At 41.1% G+C, this 25,458-nt stretch carries 22 protein-coding genes; 19 read left to right on the top strand and 3 right to left on the bottom strand.

Annotation, left to right across the window (positions count from 1 at the left end):
* The 19 genes from DW947_RS22100 to DW947_RS21555 all read left to right on the top strand — a co-directional run bounded on the left by DW947_RS22100 (position 1) and on the right by DW947_RS21555 (position 17,442).
* A complete protein-coding gene (locus tag DW947_RS22100; RefSeq protein WP_158561369.1) occupies positions 1–522 on the top strand; it encodes an acyltransferase family protein in 522 nt (173 codons plus the stop codon).
* Between the two features lie 12 nt (positions 523–534).
* Positions 535–774, top strand: a complete 240-nt coding sequence (locus tag DW947_RS07720; RefSeq protein WP_117652659.1) for an acyl carrier protein — start codon at positions 535–537, stop codon at positions 772–774.
* 4 nt (positions 775–778) lie between these two features.
* Entirely contained in the window at positions 779–1,672 is an 894-nt protein-coding gene (locus DW947_RS07715; RefSeq protein ID WP_227201711.1) for an aldo/keto reductase family protein, read from the top strand.
* Positions 1,669–2,568 (top strand): hypothetical protein, encoded by a 900-nt coding sequence (locus DW947_RS07710; RefSeq protein ID WP_117652660.1) that lies wholly within the window; start codon positions 1,669–1,671, stop codon positions 2,566–2,568. Before DW947_RS07715 ends, DW947_RS07710 begins: the two co-directional genes overlap by 4 nt.
* A 165-nt stretch (positions 2,569–2,733) precedes the next feature.
* A complete protein-coding gene (locus DW947_RS07705) occupies positions 2,734–4,002 on the top strand; it encodes a glycosyltransferase (protein WP_117652661.1) in 1,269 nt (422 codons plus the stop codon).
* Positions 4,003–4,016: 14 nt separating this feature from the next.
* Positions 4,017–5,522, top strand: a complete 1,506-nt coding sequence (locus DW947_RS07700) for an oligosaccharide flippase family protein (RefSeq protein WP_117652662.1) — start codon at positions 4,017–4,019, stop codon at positions 5,520–5,522.
* Positions 5,519–6,664: a polysaccharide pyruvyl transferase family protein gene (locus DW947_RS07695; RefSeq protein ID WP_117652663.1), complete on the top strand. Its 1,146-nt coding sequence runs from the start codon at positions 5,519–5,521 to the stop codon at positions 6,662–6,664. The genes DW947_RS07700 and DW947_RS07695 overlap by 4 nt, the downstream gene beginning before the upstream one ends.
* Complete coding sequence (locus tag DW947_RS21560; protein ID WP_165859463.1) at positions 6,642–7,019, top strand: acyltransferase; 378 nt, start codon at positions 6,642–6,644, stop codon at positions 7,017–7,019. Before DW947_RS07695 ends, DW947_RS21560 begins: the two co-directional genes overlap by 23 nt.
* Positions 7,020–7,162: 143 nt before the next feature.
* The gene (locus tag DW947_RS07685; RefSeq protein WP_117963434.1) at positions 7,163–8,392 is read left to right on the top strand and encodes a glycosyltransferase; all 1,230 of its coding nucleotides are present in this window, start codon (positions 7,163–7,165) and stop codon (positions 8,390–8,392) included.
* A gap of 1 nt (position 8,393) precedes the next feature.
* A complete protein-coding gene (locus DW947_RS07680; protein ID WP_117963433.1) occupies positions 8,394–9,488 on the top strand; it encodes an EpsG family protein in 1,095 nt (364 codons plus the stop codon).
* Positions 9,489–9,530: 42 nt separating this feature from the next.
* Entirely contained in the window at positions 9,531–10,334 is an 804-nt protein-coding gene (locus tag DW947_RS07675) for a glycosyltransferase family 2 protein (RefSeq protein WP_117963432.1), read from the top strand.
* Between the two features lie 141 nt (positions 10,335–10,475).
* Positions 10,476–11,300 carry a glycosyltransferase gene (locus DW947_RS07670; RefSeq protein ID WP_117963431.1) on the top strand — a complete coding sequence of 275 codons (825 nt, stop codon included), beginning with the start codon at positions 10,476–10,478 and terminating at the stop codon, positions 11,298–11,300.
* Positions 11,301–11,501: 201 nt separating this feature from the next.
* Positions 11,502–12,284, top strand: coding sequence for an acyltransferase family protein (locus DW947_RS22095; RefSeq protein ID WP_410492089.1), 783 nt, complete (start codon positions 11,502–11,504; stop codon positions 12,282–12,284).
* A 248-nt stretch (positions 12,285–12,532) separates the two neighbouring features.
* Positions 12,533–12,856, top strand: a complete 324-nt coding sequence (locus DW947_RS07660; protein ID WP_117963429.1) for a hypothetical protein — start codon at positions 12,533–12,535, stop codon at positions 12,854–12,856.
* Positions 12,853–14,283 (top strand): HD domain-containing protein, encoded by a 1,431-nt coding sequence (locus DW947_RS07655; protein ID WP_117963428.1) that lies wholly within the window; start codon positions 12,853–12,855, stop codon positions 14,281–14,283. The genes DW947_RS07660 and DW947_RS07655 overlap by 4 nt, the downstream gene beginning before the upstream one ends.
* Before the next feature lie 91 nt (positions 14,284–14,374).
* On the top strand, positions 14,375–15,028 hold the full coding sequence (locus tag DW947_RS07650; protein WP_117963427.1) for a sugar transferase: 654 nt from the start codon (positions 14,375–14,377) through the stop codon (positions 15,026–15,028).
* Between the two features lie 28 nt (positions 15,029–15,056).
* Positions 15,057–16,364, top strand: a complete 1,308-nt coding sequence (locus DW947_RS07645) for a DegT/DnrJ/EryC1/StrS family aminotransferase (RefSeq protein ID WP_117963426.1) — start codon at positions 15,057–15,059, stop codon at positions 16,362–16,364.
* Between the two features lie 441 nt (positions 16,365–16,805).
* Entirely contained in the window at positions 16,806–17,309 is a 504-nt protein-coding gene (locus DW947_RS07640) for an HU family DNA-binding protein (RefSeq protein WP_005827604.1), read from the top strand.
* Between the two features lie 40 nt (positions 17,310–17,349).
* Positions 17,350–17,442, top strand: coding sequence for a smalltalk protein (locus tag DW947_RS21555; protein WP_005837261.1), 93 nt, complete (start codon positions 17,350–17,352; stop codon positions 17,440–17,442).
* 68 nt (positions 17,443–17,510) lie between these two features.
* Here DW947_RS21555 and asnB read toward each other — a convergent pair whose 3' ends face one another.
* The 3 genes from asnB to gltB all read right to left on the bottom strand — a co-directional run bounded on the left by asnB (position 17,511) and on the right by gltB (position 25,276).
* Positions 17,511–19,238, bottom strand: coding sequence for an asparagine synthase B (gene asnB, locus DW947_RS07635; RefSeq protein WP_117963425.1), 1,728 nt, complete (start codon positions 19,236–19,238; stop codon positions 17,511–17,513).
* Between the two features lie 41 nt (positions 19,239–19,279).
* The gene (locus DW947_RS07630) at positions 19,280–20,638 is read right to left on the bottom strand and encodes a glutamate synthase subunit beta (protein WP_035449289.1); all 1,359 of its coding nucleotides are present in this window, start codon (positions 20,636–20,638) and stop codon (positions 19,280–19,282) included.
* A gap of 84 nt (positions 20,639–20,722) precedes the next feature.
* Positions 20,723–25,276 (bottom strand): glutamate synthase large subunit, encoded by a 4,554-nt coding sequence (gene gltB, locus DW947_RS07625; protein WP_374938692.1) that lies wholly within the window; start codon positions 25,274–25,276, stop codon positions 20,723–20,725.
* Between the last annotated feature and the right edge of the window lie 182 nt (positions 25,277–25,458).

The raw sequence follows: 25,458 nt of genomic DNA, 5'->3' as shown, positions 1-25,458 counted from the left end.
ATGAACACGATAGCTGTAATCTTTCTTAATTATTTTATTATCGGCAAGTTTGAAATGCCTTTTGTTTTTCTGGTTGGTCCATTTTTCTATTGGATGTCATTTTATTATCTTGGTCTGTATATTTCTCAGAACCAAGATGTAATTATCTGTCGAAAGATGATTCTTTGGGCAATTATGGTATTATTTACTTTTCAGTTGTTAGAATGTTATCACATAGGTGTTGGAATAAAAGTGACTTCATGGGCTTGGGCCTTTTTAATCATAGTTGTCTTATTCAGTAATAAGTTGAGAGAATGGTTTAAGAATCACGAGAATAAGTTTACTCCATTCGCGTTCCTAGGTAAGTACTCTTTTGGTATTTATCTCAGCCATGTATATGTTTTGATAGTGCTTAATAAACTGCCTATAGAAACCTATTGGTTTGTTGATTGGCTATTTGTTACAATTGCGACATTTTTATTAGTTTGGTTGATGGGCAGAATACTGCCAAAGCAATATATTAAACTTTTTGGAATAAACTAAAATATTTTTACAATGAAAAAGAATGAACTTTTGATAAGATTGCAGGAGATTTTCCGTGACGTTTTTGATAATGAAGATATCGTGATATCTAATGATACTGTAGCTGAAGATATCGAAGAATGGGATAGTCTTGCACATATACAGCTCATCAAGGAGCTTGAGTCTGTATTTGGCATTAAACTCACATCAAAGGAGATTCTTTCGTGGGATAATGTTGGAGAAATGGTTGACGCTATTCAGGCTAAACGTTAATCATATGAAGCTTACAAACATAAAAGGTGTTGAAATTCCTATGATTGGTCTTGGTACTTTTCCTTTTCAAGGGAGAGTTATGGCTGATATGGTACTCAATGCTTCAAAAATTGGCTATCGGCTCTTCGATACAGCTGATGACTACAGAGGCGAATCAGGAATCGGTCTAGCAGTTTCTGAACTTGATTCCATTGGCCTTACACGAGAAGATTTATTTCTCCAAACTAAAATTTCAGATAATAATGCTCATACAGATGAACCTTTAAAAGGTATTTTCTTTAATCCCAACAGTAAGTTTATGAAACGTCATACTGTTGACGAAATTGTACGAGAGAAGATTGCAACATCACTTCGTGAAATGAAGACGAACTATCTAGATTCTCTTCTTATTCATTATCCATTTCCTGGTTATATTGTTGATATCTGGAAAGTAATGATAGAGTTGAAGAAAGAAGGATTGGTAAGGTACATTGGAGTTTCCAATTTTCATGAAAGGCATATTCAAAAGCTTATTGACGCGACAAACGTAGTCCCTGATATTAACGAGTGTTACATCAGTCCAATTGGCACGAAGCAAACATTAGTAGATTATTGTAATAGTATTCAGTGCCTTTTTATGACGTATTCGCCATTGATGGATATGGCGGCTGGAAGAGTCCAATCCGAACCAATCAATAACTTGACAGAAAAATACAGAAAAAGCGTTGCTCAAATTATTCTAAGATGGAATATTGATAGAGGTTGTTTGCCTCTTCCTAAAACAAAGAATGTTCAAAGATTGCAAGAGAACTTTGAAGTGTTCGATTTTGAACTGACTGGTGAGGAGGTTGATGCTATCTCATCACTCAACTTTGATTATCAATATATTGTTGAATCAAAAACATGTCCAGAGATATGATAAAACATATAATAAACAGTGTTATCCGCAAAGGATACTGGTTCAACAATGTATCTTTTGATGGATGCAGTAGGCTAATAAAATATAAAGTTTTTAATACAGATGTTGTGAATCTTGGATCAACCTCAGCAGTACATGCTTTTAATTATGAAGGTATGGGAATAAAAGGTGGTAATTGGGCTATGCCTCGCAATCCGCTTCTTGGTGATTACGCTATACTAAGGAATTATAGTAGTTTCTTAAAAAAAAAGGGATCCATAGTTATTATTTCTTTATGTCCGTTCAGTGCTTTTTCTGGAAGTTATGATTATTTAGATGATCGATTTTATACAATTTTATATCCTACTACTATTCCAAATTATTGTTATAGTCATGAATTACAAGTACGTTCAAGGTGGAATAATCCTTTATTAACTTATCCAATATTTGCACTATTCTTGGATATTTGGCATATATTCATCAGAGGAAGAAAAAAGAAAATCACTGAAGAAGAGTTGCAAAGAGATGCAGAATATCGAATGAAAAGTTGGATGCACGAATTTTCTATAAAAGATTTTTCTTTAGAATTATCATTGAAGAATAAGGATGCAATAGAAGATGCTGCAGGATATTTAAATAATATAATTGGTTATTGCCGAGATAATGGTGCATCGCCTGTTATTGTTATACCTCCTGTTTATCATACACTTAATGAAATGTTCTCTCCTAAAATTAAAACTATTTTGTTTGATAAATTGCTTGGTAAGATTGATGATAAGTCTGTTCCTTTTTTAAATTATATGGATTCAAAGCATTTTACTAATGATATTTCTCTATTCAGAGATAGTTTCCTTCTGAATAATTCTGGTGCAAAAAAGTTTACTAAACTTGTCCTTGAAGATTTAAGAATAATCTAATATTTCATACTGTACCATTAAAAATCATTAATGTTAAGCGACTGTTGGTAAGCATTCATTATTTGCAAAAATCTGTCAAGGAGAAAGATGAGAACTCGCATACTTTCATTCTTTGGTTAATTGTAACAATTTGGAGCATTTTACTGGGCAGTAGTAATTGTTGATATGAATAAAATAGTTATTATAAACCATGTTTTCACAAGTGAATATGTTAGAAAACGTTGGTTGTTATTTGCTAAAGAGCATAAAGATATTGATTTGACTTTAATTGCGCCCAAAGATTGGCAATATGGAGGAGTAGGTGCAATGGCAACTGGCGGTAAAGAATTGTTTTATTGTCCAAAAATTGACGATAATAATTATCATGTATTGCCTGTAAGTTATTCAATTGATAGAACTGGTTCTTGGCTGTCAACTGAAATGTTATGCGAAATCGAGAAAATAAAACCTCAATTAGTATATCATATAGGAACTCATCTTCAATCATCTTTATTCCCAGTTTTGAAGTTATCCAAAATACTACCCAATACTAAGTTTGTAACTTTTAGCATGAGGGGGCCAAATTGGGATGTTTTTTATAATTGGGAAAAACATCCAATAAAATCTATGCTTAAATTCTTTTACCACTTCAATCATTTAAGGTGCTTAAATAGTAATAGTGATGCTATTATATGTCATTATCCAGACGCAATAAAAAGTTTTAAGAAGGAGGGTTATAAAGGTCCAATTTATATGTGCACACAAGTTGGTGTTGATACTGACGTATATAAACCTAATGATGACTTTAGAACTGAAATCCGGGAAAAATACGGATTAGGGGATTCTTTTGTATTTGGGAGTGCAACAAGATTCACTGCTGACAAGGGACTTGATGATATAATCGACGCATTGCCGAAAGACAAGGATTGGAAATATCTGATGATTGGTGGCGGTCTCAAATCTGATGAAAACCGTTTATTGCAACATTTAAAAGCGAGAGGTATTAAAGACAAGGTTGTTATGACAGGACATATTAATCAGCAAGAAATGTGCAAATATTGGAATGCAATGGATTGTGCATTACACACACCTAGGACTGCTGATTGGGTTGAGACCTTTTCTGTCGCTCTTGTTCAAGCGATGGCAACAGGGCTTCCTGTTATAGGATCAGATTCAGGATCTGTACCTTATCAGTTAGGTCCTGATGCATTAATTGTTAAAGAAAGAGACACTATAGCTTTAAAAGATAAAATGCTTTGGGTGCTTAATAATCAAGATGAAGCAAAAAAAATTGGATTTAAAATGAAATGGCGAGCAGAACATTGTTTCTCAACTCATCATCTTAACGATTGTATCTATGATATATTCATGGATATTATCAATGGTACTTTTGATCCCAATAAGGTGGATCAAGCACAATATAAAGTGCCAGTAGGAAATTCGTCTATTATCTAGTAATTTGCTATTCAATGAAGTTAGATAGTAAAAAGCAGATAGCTTTGGGAGCTATTATGTCGTACATATCTATAGGAATAAATATTGTTACAGGATTAGTGTTTACTCCTTGGATGATTCATTCTATTGGAAAGGAGAACTATGGACTGTTTACATTAGCCCTCTCTGTAATTTCTCTTTTTGTATTTGATTTCGGGTTAAGTTCTGCGATTACTCGATTTTTGTCTATCTATATAGCTGATGGAAAGAAAGAGAAAATAGAACAGTGTCTTGGACTTGTACTTCGTATATATCTTGTTATTGACATATTCTTGTTTTTAGTTTTATGTAGTGTATATTTTTTTATTCCATATATATACAAAGAGTTAACCTTGGAAGAGATAGAAAAGTTCAAGGTTATCTATATAATGGCAGCTTCATTTTCTATTTTTTCTCTGCCATTTATTCCTGCAAATGGAATTTTAACAGCTAATGAGAAATTTGTGCAAAATAAGGTGTGTGACATAATTCACAAAATATTAGTTGTTTTGACTATGACAGTTGTATTGCTATATAATGGCGGTTTATATACCCTTGTTATGGTTAATATTTGGTCTGGGATGATTGCATATTTGGCAAAATTGTGGTGTATATATAGGTTTACAGATACAAGAATTGATTTACACTATTTTAATAGATTGGAAATTAAGGAAATACTCCAATTTTCTGGTTGGATTACAATTGTATCTATATGTAAAAGGTTAATTTTCACTATAGCTCCTACGATATTGGGTTTTTTTTGCGGTTCAGCCAGTATTGCAATATTCGGGATTGCTAATGCCATAGAAGGGTATGTGTTTTATTTTGCAGACGCTTTAAGTGGATTGTTATTGCCACGAGTTTCTAGGGTATATATTAAAGAACATGGAAATGTTCTGCCTCTGATGATAAAGGTTGGGCGTATACAACTTTATATAGTTTCCGCTATTGTTTTTGGATTTATAGTCCTTGGTCAAGATTTTTTAAATTTATGGTTAGGCGAACAGTTTGCCGATTCGTATATTTGTATAATATTGTTAATTCTTCCATGTGTATTTCAACTACCACAAGAAGTAGGATCTCACGCGATAATAGTTCAAAATAAGGTTAAAGAACAAGCGAAGGTTTTTATAATCATGGGATTGCTAAATATAGTATTTGGGGTTATATTAACTTCATTGTTTGATGTTTTAGGTATGTGTCTATCTATATTTATCTCTTCCTTTGTGAGGACAATAGGACTAGATATAATAATGTACAGGAGCCTTAAAATAGATGTTTTTAAGTTCTTTAAATCTACATTTATAAAACAAACGGCACCTCTTCTCTTGGCCATGGGAATAAGCATATACATCAATACAATATTTGAATGTAGTGGTTGGTTACTATTTGCTGTAGAGAGTTTGCTCTACTGCATATTATTTTCAGTCTGTTCGTTTGTTGTTATGAATGAAGACGAAAAAAGAATAGCCAGTAATTTTTTGTCTAAAGTAAAAATATGAAAATAGGTATTATGACAATGTGGAATGCTATTGATAATTATGGTGGCATTCTACAAACATATGCACTTCAACGATATTTGCGAGATTTGGGACATGATGCCTATGACATTCGGTTCACAAAAATAGAAGGAAAAAATGTACGTTTAAAATTCTACATTAAAAGAATAATATCTTTTTTACATATTAGATTGAGAGATGTGGATCGTGCTGAATATGATGCAAAAAAAAGACGATTTGGTGATTTTAGAAGAAAATACATAAACTTAAGTAAAGAGGCCTACGTCTCTCTACAAGAACTTCAAACGAATGTTCCTACCGCAGACGCTTATATAACAGGTAGTGATCAAGTTTGGGCCAGATCTTTGAAAAAATCTATAAATGAAAGAGCATGGTATTTGGATTTTGGATTAAAGAATACAATTCGAATTGCCTATGCTGTAAGTTTTGGACATAGCTATTGCCCAGTAGAAGATGATGTATTATTTAAACAATTGGTAAGTAGATTTTCCTATGTTTCTACAAGAGAGATAAACGGAATTCGATTCTGTCGAGAAAGAGGTATAAACGCAGAAAGATGTATAGACTCAACTTTTCTTTTGTCAGCAGATCATTATATAGGGTTAGCGACAAATAGGAAATATCAATCTGATTTCGCATACCTTTATTTATTAAACGTAGGGACTCCAAACGAAATCCATTTCAATGAGGTTCTCAAAGAAATTAATAAAAAAGGCTATAAAGCCATTTGTACGACAGCTTCTGGTTATAGTCCAGCAAAAGAGATTTATGAAGGAGTTGTCTATGATTATGCATCGGTAGAGGAATGGTTAAGTAATATTTTATACTCAAGTATTTTTTTTACCACATCATTTCATGGTATAGTTTTCGCACTGATGTTAAAAAAACAATTTATTTATTTGCCATTACAAACTAATGGTTCTGGTAATGACAGAGTGTTTGATCTATTGGATTGTGTTAAACTAAAGAACAGAACAGCATCAATAAATAATATTGTTGAATTGATGGAAAATTCAATAAATTATGATGATGTGGATTTTTCATCTATTATTTCAATGATAGCCCAATCTAAATATTTTTTAACTAAATCATTAAGCGTTAATGATAAAGAAAATTTTGATTAAGATATATAATAGAGTCTCTAACTTTCAATCCCTTTTGTTGACTATTTTGTATAAGAATATTTTCGGACAGGTCGGTTCTATTAGAATTTGGGGAAGTATAAAAGTTTTGTATCCTCAAAATATAAGCATAGGTGATAGATGTAGCATTAATCATGGCGTGTATTTAAATGCATATAATCCTATTATTATAGGAGATGATGTTACTATTTCTGCAAACTCAATGCTTGTTGCTACAGGTATAAATATTCAGTCATGGCTACGCAAAGAAACAGGTGACAAACACTTGCACAATACAACGATTAAGATAGGAAATAATGTGTGGATAGGTGCTAACTCATTGATATTAGGGGGGTAAATATTACTGGTAGTAATGTAGTCATTGCAGCCGGCTCAATTGTTACTAAGTCTTTTAGTGAATCCAATGTTGTTTTGGCTGGATGTCCTGCAAGGATAATCAAGCAAATTAATGAATAAATTAACAGTGTAATAAATGATAGTATGAAAGTAATACAAGTTAACTGTATGTATAAAAGGGGAAGTACAGGTAAAATTGTATTTGATTTACATAACGAATTGTTATCAAAAGGGTATCACGATTTAGTTTACTATGGTAGAGGAGCATCCTCCCAAAGCGATAATGTAAGAAAATTCTGTTATGAAATAGAAGCTCATATTCATCATTTTTTTGTTAAGTATTGTGGAATATTAAGATATGGAGGTAATTTTATATCAACTTATCGTGTAATAAAAGCGATTGAAGAGCAGAAACCGGATATAGTACATATTCATTGCATTAATTGTTATTGTATAAATATATATAGACTGTTGTATTATCTTGGTTCGAATGGCATCAAAACAGTTATTACGCATCATGCGGAGTTTCTTTATACGGGCAATTGCCCTCATGCATACAACTGTAATAAATGGCAGAAACCTAATGGATGTTTTGATTGTAATAATTTGGAGGAAGCCACAGGTACTAAGATAATAGATAGATCCCATATATCTTGGTTAAAAATGAAGAAAGCATTTGATTCTTTTCAAGAAGACAAATGTATAAATGTTGCAGTATCTCCTTGGGTGAAAAGCAGAATTAAATTATCAGTTATAGCGAAAAGGCTGAATTGTGTTGTAGTCAATAATGGCGTTGATACGGATATATTCAAATATAAGCCGGGTGGGAAATTGCATTTTGAGGGTGATTATGACGCAACAATCTTGCATGTAACATCATCGTTTTCTCTAGACAGAAAAGATCCTAAAGGAGGGTGGATGATTGTTCAACTAGCAAATATGTTGCCTAACATTCGTTTTGTTGTGGTTTGTTTGAATAATCAAGTAAAAGAAGATGAATTGCCAATCAACATTCATTTATGGGGGGCTGCAAAAAATCGAGAAGAATTAGCATCTTTGTATAGTGCTGCTAATGTTACTTTAGTGTTATCAAAAAGAGAAACTTATTCTATGGTAACGGCAGAGTCTCTTTGTTGCGGAACTCCAGTTGTGGGATTCTTGGCAGGAGGACCAGAGAGCATAGCAATAGAGAAATTCAGTACCTTCGTTGAGTATGGTGATTTAAATGCAATAAAGGAATCAATATGTAAAATTATTATTGCTAATATACAAAAAGCGGATGTTGAGCGTGAAGCAAAAAAAATATATGCAAATTCTACAATGCTAAGTAATTACTTAAGTATATATAATTCCTTATATAAAGCAGAACAATAAGATGAATTTTGATATATTTTTTTTTCTATTTCTGTATCTTATTCTAGTTGGTTTACTTGTTAGCAACGAGAAGAAAATATCAAAAATTATATTATTATGTCTTGGACCGGTTTTACTACAGTCCTTAAGATCTCCAACTTGTGGTACAGATGTTTGGGGTAATGGGTATGGCTATTATCAAAAATTTACATTAATAGGTGAAATACCATTAAGTGCAATATTTACTACAAAAATAAATAGTTTTGAACAAGGTTATGTCGTTTTTAACAAATTAATATCTTTCATATCTGATAATCCTCAGATATTTTTGGCTATAACGTCGTTATTTATTTTTTCCTTAATTGGTTATATATATTACCGTTTCTCTGTTAATGTTTATTTGTCAACAATTATTTTTGTATGTTTTGGTCTTTATACGTTTAGCTTTACGGGGTTAAGACAAGCTATAGCATTTTCAATAACATTCTTTTCGTTTAAATTTATTGTAGAAAGAAAAATCAAACATTTTTTAGTTAGCGTATTTTTGGCTTTTTCTATTCACTCTTCAGCTATTATTTACTTTTTTGTGTGGCCTTTATGGAACATAAGGCATACGAATAAACTTGCAATTAGTTTATTAGGTATTACACTTCTTTTATTGCCTTTCTATGGCGCAATATTTTCGTTTGTTGTACCATTATTATTTAGAGAAAAATACCTCACATATATGAATGGAGGAAGCGCTATTAATCTAATAATTTTATATTTGTTTATATATCTATTGCCGCTATTTATTAAGACTAACGATTTCTCTGTTAAAAATGATATTTATAAAAATAACTTAGAACTTCAAATAGAAAATTTTATAAGATGGATGGCATACTGTTCTTTTTTATTTCAGAGCTTAGGTTTAATAGGTGGAGATTCGATAACTCGTATTGCTTTTTATTTTAGCGTTTTTTTACCACTATATATACCGATAATCTTCAAACGTGCGAAATTCAAATCACTGATATATACATGTATAACAATATTATTTATAGCTTTTTTTTATCATGATACATCCAAGGAATTTTACAATATTGTTCCGTATATATTTTTTTGGGAATTAATATAACCATAATGAATAATAATCAATTTTTCAATAATTTCTTTTTGAATGTTTTTTTCAATAATAACAATTTGTTTTAATAGCGAAAGAACTATTGAACGCACAATAAGGTCAGTATTAACGCAGACTTTTACGGATTATGAATATATCATTGTAGATGGGGGATCAAAGGACTCAACTCTTGATATAGTCAAGAAATATGAACCTCTGTTTAAAGGTCGTATGAAATGGAAGAGTGAGCCTGATAGAGGAATATATGATGCCATGAATAAGGGTATTATGCGATCCTCTGGCATCATCATTGGTATTGTGAATAGCGATGATTGGCTAGAACCAGAAGCTCTGGCTTATGTATATAGAAAATTTGAGGACAATGGAAAACGAGAAGATGTAATTTATGCTGGTGATATGTATTTTCATCATAGAAATGGTAAGAAAAGTGTATTGAAAGCTAGTTTAAAGAAACTTGCGCAATATGCAAAAATAGGTGATATTGCAGGAATTCGGCACCCTGCAACTTTCGTTCCAATGAAATTATACGATAAATATGGAATGTTTGATATACGAATGAAGATTTCCGCAGATGCAGATTTCTTGTTAAGAATTTTTAGAGCTGCTGGCGTTGATGGGTATGTACTTATAAATCAGTGTGTTACTAATATGTCTGATTGTGGCACATCAAATACTCTTTCTTTGGATTTTATATCAAATAAGATGTTGCCAGATAGAAAATATCTTATGGGAAATATGAACTTTTCTAGCCTTAAGCAAATTTTTTGTATATCAATTTGGTATATAAAAATGATTGTGAAAGTATTGTTAAGTAATATTGGAGCATTTCATGTCAGGTAGGTTTCTGCTATATAATGAGGCGGTTTGCTTTGATTCAATTTTCGAAGGTCACCGTGGATTATACATCGTGAACTTGGATTAGGACGAACAGACTTCGATTAGTTCGGTATAAACGGAGTTGAAGAATCAATTACTTCAATCATGGAAAGAATAGCGGTAATATTACCAGTATACAAGAACGACAAAGTGCCTTATGTGCGCTTGTCTTTTGATAGTATTTTAAAACAGACTTACAAAGGATCCTTCAAACTTATCATTGGAGTAGATGGTCCTGTGGGAGAAGAACTGGTTTCTTGTTTGAAAGATTATGAAATCAAGGACAATGTATCAGTACAGTGGTTTCCTAAAAACAGAGGCTTAGCTATTGTGCTGAACGACCTACTTGATATCTGTTTCAAGGAGGGCTATGAATACATCGCTCGTATGGATGCGGATGACATCTCAATGCCTCAGCGTTTAGAGAAACAGATGGCGTACTTGTTGGCTCACCCTGAGATAGATGTGGTGGGTGGTGCCATTGAGGAAATTGACGAGAATAGCGAGAGTCGTGGTAAGGTGATTGTCTATCCTGAAGGTCCGAAGGAGTGCTATGAGTTCTTTGCTCGCAGAAATCCTCATGCGCATCCGGCGGTTCTGTTTCGCAAGAGCTTCTTTGATAAGGCTGGATGCAGGTATCGTCCAGAGTACCGACAAAATCAGGATACAATGTTGTGGCTTGATGGTATGAGGAAGGGAACTCAACATGCTAATGTACAAGATGTGATTCTTCGTTTTCGATTTACCAATGCTCTCTTCAAGAAGAGACGCAACGGTTGGGCTTTTGCCAAGAAACAACTCAAAGACCGCAAGATGATCAACAAGACTCTTGGCTATGGTTTTAGTGCTACGGTTTTCGGATATATGATGTTCATTATGCTGGTAAGCCCTGCATGGGTGAAAAAAATTGCGTATAAGGTATTCAGATGACAGATAAGTGCTCAATTTATGACTCAAAAAGGCCATTCCCATTTAGAAGTAGAATTTATAAATATGAAACGTGAATTGTTTAATAGACAGGATACTATATACTTACGTGGTTTAGCAATTATAGCAATTGTTCTTCATCATGTTTTTTAGTTTACATCTTCAAAATACGGAGTAGTATATCCGTTTTTTCTATCAATATTATTGAGTAATTTGGGAAATATGGGATGTGCTGTATTTTTCTTACTATCAGGATACGGTTTGTCTTGTTCTGTTGAAAAGAATTTTCCCATTTCTATATCATACGTTTATAAGCACTTAATAAAACTACTTGAACCATTTCTGTTTATTTGGTTAATAGATACATTTTTTGTTCATTATTTGGATAGTATTTCAATAACAAACCTATTTACTCTATCAATATATAGCAATCAATATTGGTTTCTTAAAGAGATATTGCTGCTTTACATAATATTCTTATGTCCTTGTGTGCTGTGTGAAAAAATTACCCCCCCCCCCCTAAAAATGACTATATTGCCAACAATCCTTGTAGTTGTTTTTATTATCCTCAAACCTGATAGTTTTTGGTGGAACACTACTTTATGTTTTCCAATGGGTGTGTTATGTTCATTATACAAAGAGAATATTGCCAACTTTTACATAAAGAATCGTGGTGCTTTAATATCATTATCATTTGTTCTCTTTATAATTTCATTTATTTTGTCACATTATGTTTCTTATTTTGAGATTTTGAGAGCGATTTCGTTTGCTACCTTTGTAGTAATGATTGTTCCCTACCGCAGATATAATATTAAGCTCTTTGAAATTTGCAGTACAGAGAGTTTGAAAATATACATTTTTCATGTATTCTTATTGCAGTTTTACGTCTTACAAAATCCAATTATATATTTCGCCATGGTTGTTGTTGGAACAATTATGCTTCTTGTAATTTATAATCTTATTGAAAGATGTATAGCACTAATATAATATCTCAGCTTATGGCACAAATTACAGTTTTGACAGATGATTTGAAGCATTTCAGACTGCGTGAGGAGGAAGCTCGCAATTCTAGTATTTAGGTGAGCTGATATAGAAATTTGTAGAGAAACCTGTGAATAAAACTCGCTTTATTTAGTATTATCAATAAAAGCTAATCCCAATCATTTATTTTTTTTAGTACTTCTGCAGCATCTCGATAAAAGAGATGGTTAAAGTAATGAATTCATCAAAATAGTATGTACAAGAATATTGAAATAGCTGATGTTATAGGCAGTGCGTTTTTTTATGGAAGAACAAAGACTCAGTTTACTTTTGAAGAAATTGAGATAGTATTTACAGAGATAAGGCAGAAAGATCAGTTTATCAGCATTGAAAACAAGAACAGATCACTTCGACATATAATGGATCTGATAGAGGTTGATAACATTGAAGTTGATAGAACTATTGTTCTCCCCAAGAACAAAGCTATACAAGATCGCTTTGAACGTCAGTTCTATCGTCTTGATATCGAAACGCGGGATTTGCTTTCTGAAATCGTTAAAAGCATTTTTGAATTATGAGAGAAAAGAAATTTTTAGACACAGTACATGGGTATATCTCGGTTCCTGAAACTTATTGTGATAAGTTGGTTGATACTCGATATTTTCAGAGATTGAGACGTATTGAGCAGACCTCAGCACGTTCATTATTTCCTTGTGCACGACATGACCGTTTTGTACATTCATTGGGTGTGTTTCATCTTGGCAGAAAGATTGTAGCTTCTATATTACGTCAGGTTGAGATACCCGAACCTCTTAAACACACATTTCAAATAGCGTGTCTTCTTCATGATTGCGGACATTCACCTTTCTCTCATACACTGGAAGAGCTGTTTGGAACACGTGAGGAACTTTTTGAAGCATATAAGCAAGAAATTCATGATAGAAAACTTGATGTAAGAATTGCGGATGTAGATATTGCGGATAAGGCATACGATACCAAGCAGCACGAGATTCTTTCTGCCCTTTTGAGTGTAACAGTCTTTTATGAAAGGATAATTGAATTAGGTGGAAATCCAAGCCTTGTTGGGCGTATGATTATGGGCATTCCTTACAATACAATTGAAGAATCTTTAGAAGATTGTTTTATTTCTTTGCTCCACGGAGATGTAATCGATGCTGATAAATTGGATTACATCTGTAGAGATAAATGGGCCTCTGGTTATTTAGCAGATTCTGTTGACTTGGATAGACTAATAGACTCAATTGTTTTACATAAAGGCATAGAAGGAAGATATAAAATCGCATATAGCAAAAGTTCTATCAATGAGATACAGGCTTTGATTGATAGTAAGAATTTTCAGACGAATTGGGTTTTCTTGCATCATCAAGTAGTTTACGAACAGAAGTTGTTAAAAGATTCTGTTACAGAACTTGTCAAGTGCTTACAGAATGATGGTCAGCTGCACCCCCAAGCCGTTTTTAATTACAAAGCATTCTATGAAAAGCAACTAATTTGTGGCAACCCAGAAAAAGGGTTTACAGAAATCTATATGCCAGCAGATGATGATATTGTTTATTTGATGAAAGTACATCATAATAAAATTCCTCATTTGGATGAATGGCTTTCTAGAAATTACAAGTATTTTCCGATGTGGAAGTCGCATCCTGAACTTGTGGCATTATTGGGTAACGAATTAAGCAAAAAACTTTTGACTGATAAAGGTGCAATTTATGATAAAATCTGTAACTTGATTGATGAACGATTCGGTTACACAGCTTTTGCTTTGGATGCAACTCCTCGAATAAAAGAGGTAAAGAAGGGACAGATTGATATTCAGTTCGCTGAGGATTCGTTCATTGATTATGCAGATCTTGGTCTACCCAAAGCTGAGAATGTATATAAGGATCAAACCTTTAAGTATCTGTTTGTTAAAAATGAAGTTAAGCCAAAGATGAAAGAAATAGTTGAAGGGATTAAGAAGCTCATTCAAGATTACGGCAAATAGTCCCCAAATATCTTTTGATGAATACTGACAGGCTTGATGTATACATCGCTATGGTGATGAAGTTTCAAAGTTTAAATAAATACAAGATAAAATGATACTGAAATGGTTCTTTGACCGAATAATTGCTTTATTCAGCCTGCTATTTCTTTGGCCTGTATTGCTTGTTGTGGCAATCATGGTGAAGGTGAAGATGCCCGGAGGTCCGGTATTCTTTGTTCAAAAGCGCGTGGGTAAAGATGGTAAGTTGTTTGCTTGCCATAAGTTCCGTACAATGACTGTCAAACATAATGGTTCTACTGTTTCTGTAGCAGGTGATAGCCGTATTACCCCCTTTGGTGTAACTCTTCGTCACTATAAGTTGGACGAGTTTCCCGGATTGTGGGATGTGCTGATTGGCAACATGTCTTTTGTGGGGCCACGCCCTGATGTGCCTGGGTATGCCGATAAACTGATTGGCGATGATAGGGATGTGTTGAAACTTCGCCCGGGTATTACCGGCCCAGCAACGTTGAAGTATCGACTGGAAGACGAAATGATTAGTGAATATGTGGCGAAACGTCAGGCGGAGGGGGATACTCGCCCTATGCAGGAGATTGCCATTGAATATAACGATACGGTTATCTATCCTGATAAGGTACGCCTGAACTGCTATTATTATCGTCATTATAGCTTTGTCAAGGATATTGAGATGATTTTTGCTACGGTACTTGGACTCAAAGTAAAATTTGCCGGTGAGGAAGTATAATTGATTGGAAATGAATAATCAAAATATGATGTCTACAGAAGAAAGAAAAACTATATACCTTTGTCTAGCACACATGTCAGAAGAAGGTTTTGAACAGAAATACGTAAAAGAAGCATTTGATACCAATTGGGTGGTTCCTATGGGCCCGAATGTGAACGCATTTGAGCAGAATCTTGCAGATTTTGCCAATGCAAATTTAGATGGCTCAAAGCTTGACCGAAAGGTGGTATGCCTTTCAGCCGGTACTGCTGCCGTTCACTTGGCATTGATTGCCTGTGGCGTGAAGGCGGGTGATGAGGTGTGCGTGCAATCGTTCACTTTCTGTGCTTCTTCGCACCCGATCACTTATCTGGGCGCGAAGCCGGTGTTCATTGACTCGGAGCGTGAAACTTGGAATATGGATCCGGAATTGTTGGAGAAGGCTATTGTTGAGCGCAAAGCTGTTACAGGTAAGTATCCGAAAGCGATAATCCCTGTAGCGCTCTATGGTATGCCATACGATTGTGAGCGGATTATGGCGATAGCGGACAAATATGGTATTCCTGTGATTGAGGATGCTGCCGAGGGAATGGGCTCTCGCTTCAACGGTCAGGTGTTAGGTACGTTCGGTCGCTTCGGTGTGTTGTCGTTCAACGGCAACAAAATGATTACGACTTCGGGCGGTGGTGCATTGATTTGCCGCAACGAGGAGGATGCGAACAACATTATGTGGCACGCTACTCAGGCACGTGATGCGTATCCTTATTATCAGCATACGGAAATCGGTTATAACTACCGTATGAGTAACGTGTGTGCCGGTATCGGTCGTGGGCAGATGACGGTACTTGATAAGCATATTGCGCATCACAAGCATGTGCAGGCATTGTATAAGGAGCTGCTGGAGGAGGTTAAAGGTATACATCTGCATGAACAGCCTGAAACCATGAATCCCAAAACCGGTGAACGCAAATTCGATTCCAATTTCTGGCTCTGTGCTGCCACTCTTGACGAGGATGTAAAGATTCAGGGGCAGGAGAGTGCTTACAAAGAAGTCATAAAGACTGCCGTGGGTGGTGCTGCGGGTGTGATTAAAGCGGTGGATTCAGCCGTAACCGATTGCCAGCCCAACGCCAATGTAGAGGCTCTTCGCGTGTTTATGCTTTCGAAAAGGATTGAATGTCGCCCCGTGTGGAAGCCGATGCACAAGCAACCGGTATATGCTGACGCTGTGGCATACGTGAATGGCGTGTCGGAAGAGATTTTTAAGGTTGGTTTCTGCTTGCCAGCAGGTCCGTATGTGACGGAAAATGATGTACGTTATATTGTAGATTGCATCAAGGAGGCGATTATCAATTAATATGAAACAGTTGCTTATAGGTGTTTGGCAGTTCATCAGCTATTTGTTTTGGCCTCAGAAGACGGATAAATCAAGGTATGATGTTGAATAGTTGATTATGATTTTACTATTATTCGTAAAATCAACACTTTATAAATCATTTTCAGAAAACAGCTCCTGCAGGGCTGTTTTCTTTGTTTAGTACCGGAAAATGAAGAACTATGGAAATAAAAGTAGCCGGATTGATAGACTTGTGAAATTTAGTATGATATCTGTTTCATGAAGAGGTTCTTTGTTCTGCATCAATTATCTTATAATTAATACTTTATCACTTTTCTCAGAAAAACTACTCCCAAGCACCTTTTTTCTTTGGCTACATAGTTTTTAATCCTCACCTTTGCATCGTTGATCAACGAAACGTGTGAATAGTAAAACGAATTTAAATCTCTAAAGAAAAAAAGTATGAGTGTAATTTTTAGGACGGTGGAGAGACCGTCGGACCCCAGGGTTGAAAACTCTCCCAAGAAGTATTATCCGCAGTTGGTGACATTGGGGCAAAGCGTGGATTTGGCATTTATTGCACAGAAGATGCAGGACCGCTCTTCTCTGTCTATCGGTGACATCAAGAGTACGATGCAGAACTTTGTGGAAAAGCTGAAAGAGCAGTTGCTGGAAGGAAAGACGGTTAATATAGCCGGGCTGGGTGTCTTTATACTGGCAGCCAAATCGAAAGGTGAGGAAAAGGCTGATGACGTGACAGCCAAGAGTGTGGAGAGCGTCCGTATCTGTTTTCAGGCGAATAGGGAACTGAAGATATCGAAGGCTGCTACCCGTGCTGGAGAAAGGCTGGATTTGGTGAGTTTGGATGATTATCTTAAGGGGAAGACTTCTACAGATGGCGGCTCCGGTTCGGAAGGAGGAGGCTCGGACTCGGATGGAGACCAAGGTGAGAATCCGCTGGGATAACGGTAGCTATGAATTATTAATCAGATAATGGATAATCTTTATGAAGAAAACGTGGAATGTGATTTTGAAACTTATTATTGCCGTAGCGAGTGCTGTGGCAGGTGTGATTGGCGGACAGACAATGATGTTTTAGTCCGATAGGATTTGATAAATAAAAAATGAGAAGAGCTGCTGGCAGGAAATCTGTCGGCAGCTCTTTTTTTAATCCTTGTATGCTTCTTCGTGTACCCCCGCTACTGCTCGTCCGCTGGGGTCGTTCTTTCCTTGGAAAGAGGCGTCCCATGCCAGCGCTTCGGCGGTGGAGCATGCCACACTGGGCACGCTGGGAACGCTTCGGGCCGCGCTTTCACTGGGGAAATGCTCTTCAAAGATGGTGCGATAGTAATACTCTTCCTTATTTTGCGGGGTATGTATCGGGAAGCGTTCGGCGGCATGTGCCATCTGTTCGTCGCTGACGGCAGCGGCAGTGATGGCTTTCAGCGTATCAATCCAACTGTAGCCCACACCGTCGGAGAACTGTTCTTTCTGCCGCCAGGCAACGCTCTGAGGGAGCATGTCGGCAAAGGCTTCGCGGACTACTTTCTTTTCTATCTCCTTGCCGGGGCACATCTTGACTGCCGGATTGATGCGCATGGCAACATCCAGGAATTCTTTGTCGAGGAAGGGGACACGTCCTTCCACTCCCCAGGCTGCAAGGCTTTTGTTGGCACGGAGGCAGTCGTACAGATGCAGTTTGGAGAGCTTGCGCACGGTTTCTTCGTGAAAGGCTTGCGGGGTGGGCGCCTTGTGGAAGTAAAGGTAACCGCCGAACACCTCGTCCGCACCTTCGCCGCTGAGTACCATCTTGATGCCCATGCTTTTGATGACACGTGCCAGCAGATACATGGGGGTGGAGGCGCGGACAGTGGTTATGTCGTAAGTCTCAATGAAATAGATGACGTCGCGAACAGCATCGAGGCCTTCCTGAACGGTATAGTTTATCTCGTGATGCACGGTACCGATATGACGGGCCACTTCGCGGGCTTTAATCAAGTCGGGAGCACCCTTCAAGCCGACGGCGAAGGAATGGAGCTGCGGCCACCAGGCATCTGCCTTGTTGTCTGTCTCGATGCGTTTGGCGGCATATTTCTTGGCGATGGCAGAGATGACGGAAGAATCGAGTCCGCCACTGAGCAGGACACCGTAGGGGACGTCGGACATCAACTGGCGCTGTACGGCGGCTTCAAGGGCGTCGTGCACAGCCGTGACTTGTGTGCTGTAGGCTGTCCGGCCTATCGAAGCCGGCGCGGCATTGCGTTCGGCGGCAGGGGTGTAGTTGTCTTTCACAGCGGCATAGTCCATCCAGTCGCGGGTGTACCAGCGGTGCATCTTGCCCTCGCGCCCACGGTAGTAGTGGCCGGGAAGGAAAGGCTCGTACTCGTCGCAGAAACCCTCAAGGGCTTTCAGCTCACTGCCGAAGTAGATGTGTCCATCCTTGTCGCGTCCTATATAAAGGGGGATTACGCCGATGGGGTCGCGAGCGATGAGGTAATCGTCCGTTTCTTCATCATAGAGGGCGAAGGCGAAGATGCCGTTCAGCTCTTCGAGGAAGCGGATGCCTTTGTCTTTGTAAAGGGCAAGGATGACTTCGCAGTCGGAACCTGTCTGGAAGGCGTATTTTCCGGCATAGCGGGCACGGATGTCGCGATGGTTGTAAATCTCGCCATTGACGGCAAGCACCTGTTTGCGGTCGGGTGAATATAAGGGTTGTCCGCCGGATTCCGGGTCGACAATGGAGAGGCGTTCGTGGGCGAGGATGGCGGAGCCGCCTACGTAGATACCACTCCAGTCCGGTCCGCGATGACGGATTTTCTGCGCCATCCGTAGCGCTTTGTTTCTCAACTCAGGAGTTTGAGACTGTATGTTGAAGATTCCTGCTATTCCACACATGAGAATTAAAAATTAAAGGTTAAAAATTAAAGAAAGGGAAATCATTTCTTGTTTTCTTTTAGAGGTTCGAGGTAACGATCTATTTCTGTTGCCACTCGTCGTCCGTCGGCCAAGGCACGTACTACGAGGCTGGCGCCGTGGGCGGCATCGCCTGCCACGAATACGTTCTCTGCAAACTTCGGTTGCTCGGGCTTGAGGAAACCCATGGCAAGAAGCACCATATCGGCTTCGATGACCTCTTTCTTACCCGTAGATTTCATGGTAGGGCGGTTACCGTCTGTTGCCGGAAGCCACTCCACTTCTTCCACTTCCACACCGCATACCTTGCCATTCTTCCCGATGAACCGGGTAGAGGCGAGGGACCATCGACGGGTACAGCCTTCTTCGTGGCTGCTGGTGGTTTTCAGTACGACGGGCCATTGCGGCCAGGGAGTATCCGGGTTGTGTCCTATGGGCGGTTGGGGCATAATTTCAATCTGGGTTACGCTGACGGCTCCCTGGCGGATGCTGGTGCCTATACAGTCAGACCCGGTATCGCCGCCGCCGATGACGAGTACCCGTTTGCCGCGGGCGTTGACGAGCTGGTCTTTCGGGAAGGTATCTCCATCCAGAATATGGTTCTGCTGTGCCAGCATGTCGAGGGCAAAGTAGATGCCTTTCAGCTCCCTGCCCGGAATGGAGAGGTCGCGGGCGGTGGGCGTACCGGTACAAATGGCGTAGGCATCAAATCCGGCAGGCAGTTTCTGTACATCGACATGGACTCCCATCTTGAACAAGATTCCTTCGGCCTCGAGGATTTTCATGCGGCGGTCGATGACGGCTTTGTCCAGTTTGAAGTTGGGGATGCCGTAACGCAACAGTCCTCCCGGCATCGGTTTGCTGTCGAATAGGGTAACTTCGTAACCTTTGGCGTTCAGCCGTACGGCAACGCTCAATCCGGCAGGGCCGGCGCCGATGACGGCTACTTTCTTTCCGTTGCGTTCGGGCTGGAGGGGGGTGATGTAGCCCTCGCGAAAAGCAGCCTCGGCAATGGCGGCTTCGTTCTCGCGGATAGTGACCGGTTCGTTGCACGAGAGTTTCAGTACGCACGACTTCTCGCAAAGGGCAGGGCAGATGCGTCCCGTAAATTCCGGAAAATCATTCGTACTGTTCAGTATTTGATAGGCTTCGCGCCATTTGCCCCGGTAGAGCGCGTCTTGGAATTCCGGGTCTTTATTGCCCAGCGGACATGCCCAGTGGCAGAAGGGTACGCCGCAGTCCATACAGCGCGAGGCCTGGAGCTTGCGGTCGTGGCTGTTCAGTGTCTGTTCCACTTGGCTGAAGTCTGTGATACGTTCGTGTATCGGACGGTAACCCGCCTCTTGGCGGGGGATATTGAGGAATGCTTTTGGATCTCCCATGATGAACAAATTAAAAAGTTAAAGAATTAAAGAATGAAAGGGGAATTTCCTCAGTCTTTCATTATTTCATTATTAATTCGCGATTCAATAATCGCGTTGCATTTCTGCAATCTTCTGTTGCAATTTCTGCATCTGCTCCTCTTGCAGTACTTTTTTGTATTCGATAGGGACTACCTGGATGAACTGGTCGGCATAGCGTGGCCAGTCATCGAGCATGGTGCGTGCCAGTTTGGAACCGGTGTACAGGTAGTGCTGGCGGATGAGCTCGTGCAGTTCCTTGCGGTAGGAGGCCTCTTCGATGAGACTCAGTTCTACCATTTCCATGTTGCAGAAATAGTCGAAGTTGCCGTCCCGGTTCCATACGTAGGCCACACCGCCGGACATGCCTGCGGCAAAGTTGCGTCCCGTCTGTCCGAGTACTACCACGCGCCCGCCGGTCATATACTCGCAGCAGTGGTCGCCTACACCCTCCACTACGGCTGTGGCACCGGAGTTGCGGACGGCAAAGCGCTCGCCTGCACGGCCGTTGATGTAAACTTCACCGCTTGTGGCGCCATAAAGCAGGGTGTTGCCTGCAATCGTGTTTTTCTCCGCCTCGAAGTTGCTCCGTACCGGGGGCAGGACGGCGATGCGTCCGCCACTCAGACCTTTGCCCAGATAATCGTTGGCCTCGCCTTCCAGCTTGAAGTTGACACCCGGGACAAGGAATGCCCCGAAACTCTGCCCGGCGGAGCCTTTGAACTTCACGTTCAGCGTATGTTCGGGCAGCCCTTTTTCTCCGTATTTTGCGGCAATGACACCAGAGAGCATGGCGCCGCAGGCACGGTCGGTATTGGCGATGGTGTACTCCAGCGAGATTTCCTTCTGGTTCTCTACGGCTTCGGCGGCGGCATGTAGCATCTCTACATCTTTCACATGGTCGATGCCATGCTGTTGGTCGGTGACGTGGCGGATGGCGGCTTCATTGTCTACGCGTGCCAGTAGTTTGTCGAAGCTTATCAACTGATGTTTCCTGATTCCGTCATCCGGCTTGCGGACGATAAGGTCTGTGCGTCCAATGATGTCATCCAGGCGTTCCACACCGATTTCTGCCAGGTATTCGCGTACTTCCTGCGCCAGGAACGTGAAGAAGTTCACCAGATACTCGCTGCGTCCGCGGAAGCGTTTGCGCAGTTCTCCGTTCTGTGTCGCCACCCCTACGGGGCAGGTGTTCTGGTGACATTTGCGCATCATTACGCAACCCAGTACAATCAGGGCACTGGTGGCGAAACCGAATTCTTCGGCTCCGAGCATTGCCATCAGTATGATGTCACGGCCTGTTTTGAGCTGTCCGTCCACTTGCAGCATCACTTGTCCGCGCAGGCCGTTCAGCACCAGTGTCTGTTGCGTTTCGCTCAAACCGAGTTCGGGCGAGATGCCGGCATAGCGGATGGATGATGCAGGAGAGGCTCCCGTACCGCCCTCTGCACCCGAGATGACTATCAAATCGGCCTTTGCCTTTGCCACCCCGGCGGCAATGGTGCCCACACCGCTTTCTGCCACCAGCTTCACGCTGATTTTTGCCCGTGGGTTCACGTTCTTCAGGTCGAAGATGAGCTGTGCCAGGTCTTCGATGGAGTAAATGTCGTGGTGGGGTGGGGGGGAAATCAGCGAGATGCCCGGAATGGAGTGGCGTGTCTTGGCAATCACTTCATCCACTTTGAAGCCCGGCAGCTGCCCACCTTCGCCCGGCTTGGCGCCTTGGGCAATCTTTATCTGTATTTCGTCCGCATTCACCAGATATTCTGCGGTGACACCGAAACGTCCTGAGGCCACCTGCTTGATGGCGCTGCGCAGACTGGTGCCGTCTTCGCGCGGCATGAAGCGTGCCCGGTCTTCGCCTCCTTCGCCCGTATTGCTCCGGCCATGCAGCTTGTTCATGGCAATAGCCATGGCTTCGTGGGCTTCGCGGCTGATGGAGCCGTAGGACATGGCGCCGGTGACAAAGCGCTGTACGATGTTCTCTACCGGTTCCACCCGGTCTATGCTGATAGGAGCGCGGCGGAAGTCGAGGAAATCGCGCAGGAAGATGGGAGATTCCTTGCTGTCTACCATGGCAGTGAACTCCTTGAATTTCTTATAGCTTCCCAGGCGTGTGGCAAGTTGCAGTGTGCTGATGGTTTCCGGGTTCCAGGCGTGCTTCTCACCATCCTTGCGGAAGGCATACAGTCCGCGGTTCGGCAATAGCTCCGCTTCCCCCTTCTTTTTAAGAACCTCCATCCCTTCCTTGTGGAAGGCGATGGCGTCGCGTGCCACTTCATCCAGGCGTATGCCTCCGATGCGTGAACTCAGTCCGCCAAAGTAGGCATTGCTCAACTCCTCGCTCAGTCCTACGGCCTCGAAAATTTTCGCGCCCCGGTAAGAACGGATGGTGCTGATGCCCATCTTGCTCATAATCTTGAACAAGCCTTTGCAGACGGACTTGATATATTTCTTTTCGGCAGTGGCGTAATCGAGCTGTATTTCCTTTTCGTTCACCAGTTTGTCGATGACGGCAAAAGCCATATACGGATTCAGTGCGCTGGCTCCGAAGCCCAGCAGCAGTGCGGCGTGCATCACTTCGCGGATTTCGCCGCTTTCTACAATCAGTGCCGTCTGCACCCGTTTGCCCACGGAGATAAGATGGTGGTGTACCGCCGACACGGCAAGCAGTGACGGAATGGCGGCATGGGCGGCGTCTACGTCGCGGTCGGAAAGCACGATGTAGTTCACTCCTTCGTTGACGGATTCTTCCGCCTGCTTGCAGAGGGTTGCCAATGCTTCCTGCAATCCCTGGCACCCTTTTGCCACTTCGAAGAGCAGGGGCAGTTTCACGGTCTTGAAGCCTTTGTACCGGATGTTGCAGAGAATATCCAGTTGGGCGTTGTTCAGGATGGGATGGTTCAACCTCACCATCTTGCAATGGTTTTCGCTGGGTGTCAGTATGTTCATGCCTACGGCTCCGATGTATTCGGTCAGCGACATTACCAGTTCTTCGCGTATCGGGTCGATAGGAGGGTTGGTGACTTGGGCAAACTGCTGGCGGAAATAGTTGTACAGTAGTTGCGGCTTGTCCGAGAGTACTGCCAGCGGGGTGTCATTGCCCATGGAGTTGATGGGTTCGGCACCGGTGGTACACATCGGGACAATCAGCCGTTCCACGTCTTCTTTGGAGTAGCCGAAGATGCGCAGCATGCTGTCGTAGTTCTCCACGCTATGGGAGACTTTGCGACCGCTTTTCAGTTCGTCCAGCTCGATGCGGTTGCCGGCCAGCCAAGTGCGGTATGGTTTGGCTTCGGCAAGTTGTTTCTTCAGTTCGCCGTCATAATATATTTCGCCTTTCTCGGTGTCTATAAGCAGTATCTTGCCCGGTTGCAGGCGTCCTTTTTCCTTGATGTCTCCCGGCTCGAAATCCATCACGCCGACTTCGCTGGCCACTACCATCATGCCGCCCTGCGTAATCAGGTAGCGTGCAGGGCGCAGTCCGTTTCTGTCGAGCATGCCGCCTGCATAGCGCCCGTCGCTGAAAAGCAGTGCCGCCGGTCCGTCCCACGGCTCCATCAGGATGGAGTGGTATTCATAGAAAGCTTTCAAATCTTCGCTGATGGGATTCTTTTCGTTGAAGGATTCCGGTACGAGCATGGTCATGGCGTGCGGCAGGCTCAGGCCCGACATGATGAGAAACTCGAGCACATTGTCCAGTGAGGCACTGTCGCTCATGCCCGGTTGCACGATGGGGCGTATCTCCCGGATGTCTCCCAGGGTGGGAGAGGAGAGTACACTCTCACGGGCTTCCATCCAGCCGCGGTTGCCGCGGATGGTATTGATTTCGCCGTTGTGTGCCAGCAGGCGGAAAGGCTGTGCCAGTCCCCAGGTGGGGAAAGTGTTGGTGCTGAAACGGGAGTGCACCAATGCCAGCCCGCTGGTGAAGTAGCTGTTGGTGAGGTCGGGGAAGTAGTTGCGCAACTGCAAGGAAGAGAGCATGCCCTTGTAGACGATGTTCTTCGTAGAGAGCGAGACGATGTAGAAATCCTCGCGGGTGGGGATGTCCGACTTGCGTATTCTGTTCTCTATCCTTTTCCTTATTATATAGAGTTTGCGGTCGGCGGTTTCGCTTTCCGTAAATCCGGTGATGAAAATTTGCTTGATGTCCGGTTCGTTGGCAAGAGCCGCTTCTCCCAATATTTCGGGGCAAGTGGGCACGTTGCGCAGATGCATCAGGGTCAATCCCTCCTTTTCAATCTCTTCGATAATGACGCTCAAGATGACAGCCTGGTCTTTTCCGTCTTTGGGAAGGAAAAGCAGGCCGGTGCCGTATTTTCCTTTCTCGGGAACGGGAATGCCCTGCAACAGAATGAATTCGTGCGGTATCTGCAGCATGATGCCGGCACCGTCTCCGGTTTTGTTGTCCGCCCCTTCCGCTCCACGGTGGCGCATGTTTTCCAGTACCTTCAATGCCGATTCTACCAGTTCATGTGATTTTCCTCCCTGGATATTGACCAGCATGCCTACTCCGCAGGCATCGTGCTCATGGGATGCCTCATACAAGCCCAACTGTTTGGGCTGTCGCTGGTAATCCTCTGCTTTTGTTTTGTTGTTAAAAAGTTCTTGTTTCATGATTATAAGCTTTCTTTATTGCTGTATAATATTGTTTGTGGTTTCAAAATGTTCGGCAAATATATGGTATTAATTGCAAAATGCTAATATGTATTCCTGCCTTCTTTCTTGCAAAATTCCTGCGATAGAAGATGAAGTTATGAATTGATAGAAAACACCCTCTGTTTTCTTTTAATCCTAAATCA

This window comes from Bacteroides sp. AM44-19, from assembly GCF_003603395.1.
GTDB classification, from domain to species: domain Bacteria; phylum Bacteroidota; class Bacteroidia; order Bacteroidales; family Bacteroidaceae; genus Bacteroides; species Bacteroides uniformis.
This window is presented reverse-complemented; position numbering and strand designations above follow the sequence as displayed.

What these genes read in the sequence shown, in the direction of transcription:
- DW947_RS22100 (WP_158561369.1), top strand. Translation starts at nt 1, where the DNA reads ATGAACACGATAGCTGTAATCTTTCTTAATTATTTTATTATCGGCAAG.
- DW947_RS07720 (WP_117652659.1), top strand. Translation starts at nt 535, where the DNA reads ATGAAAAAGAATGAACTTTTGATAAGATTGCAGGAGATTTTCCGTGAC.
- DW947_RS07715 (WP_227201711.1), top strand. Translation starts at nt 779, where the DNA reads ATGAAGCTTACAAACATAAAAGGTGTTGAAATTCCTATGATTGGTCTT.
- DW947_RS07710 (WP_117652660.1), top strand. Translation starts at nt 1,669, where the DNA reads ATGATAAAACATATAATAAACAGTGTTATCCGCAAAGGATACTGGTTC.
- DW947_RS07705 (WP_117652661.1), top strand. Translation starts at nt 2,734, where the DNA reads ATGAATAAAATAGTTATTATAAACCATGTTTTCACAAGTGAATATGTT.
- DW947_RS07700 (WP_117652662.1), top strand. Translation starts at nt 4,017, where the DNA reads ATGAAGTTAGATAGTAAAAAGCAGATAGCTTTGGGAGCTATTATGTCG.
- DW947_RS07695 (WP_117652663.1), top strand. Translation starts at nt 5,519, where the DNA reads ATGAAAATAGGTATTATGACAATGTGGAATGCTATTGATAATTATGGT.
- DW947_RS21560 (WP_165859463.1), top strand. Translation starts at nt 6,642, where the DNA reads ATGATAAAGAAAATTTTGATTAAGATATATAATAGAGTCTCTAACTTT.
- DW947_RS07685 (WP_117963434.1), top strand. Translation starts at nt 7,163, where the DNA reads ATGAAAGTAATACAAGTTAACTGTATGTATAAAAGGGGAAGTACAGGT.
- DW947_RS07680 (WP_117963433.1), top strand. Translation starts at nt 8,394, where the DNA reads ATGAATTTTGATATATTTTTTTTTCTATTTCTGTATCTTATTCTAGTT.
- DW947_RS07675 (WP_117963432.1), top strand. Translation starts at nt 9,531, where the DNA reads ATGTTTTTTTCAATAATAACAATTTGTTTTAATAGCGAAAGAACTATT.
- DW947_RS07670 (WP_117963431.1), top strand. Translation starts at nt 10,476, where the DNA reads ATGGAAAGAATAGCGGTAATATTACCAGTATACAAGAACGACAAAGTG.
- DW947_RS07660 (WP_117963429.1), top strand. Translation starts at nt 12,533, where the DNA reads ATGTACAAGAATATTGAAATAGCTGATGTTATAGGCAGTGCGTTTTTT.
- DW947_RS07655 (WP_117963428.1), top strand. Translation starts at nt 12,853, where the DNA reads ATGAGAGAAAAGAAATTTTTAGACACAGTACATGGGTATATCTCGGTT.
- DW947_RS07650 (WP_117963427.1), top strand. Translation starts at nt 14,375, where the DNA reads ATGATACTGAAATGGTTCTTTGACCGAATAATTGCTTTATTCAGCCTG.
- DW947_RS07645 (WP_117963426.1), top strand. Translation starts at nt 15,057, where the DNA reads ATGTCTACAGAAGAAAGAAAAACTATATACCTTTGTCTAGCACACATG.
- DW947_RS07640 (WP_005827604.1), top strand. Translation starts at nt 16,806, where the DNA reads ATGAGTGTAATTTTTAGGACGGTGGAGAGACCGTCGGACCCCAGGGTT.
- DW947_RS21555 (WP_005837261.1), top strand. Translation starts at nt 17,350, where the DNA reads ATGAAGAAAACGTGGAATGTGATTTTGAAACTTATTATTGCCGTAGCG.
- asnB (WP_117963425.1), bottom strand. Translation starts at nt 19,238, where the DNA reads ATGTGTGGAATAGCAGGAATCTTCAACATACAGTCTCAAACTCCTGAG.
- DW947_RS07630 (WP_035449289.1), bottom strand. Translation starts at nt 20,638, where the DNA reads ATGGGAGATCCAAAAGCATTCCTCAATATCCCCCGCCAAGAGGCGGGT.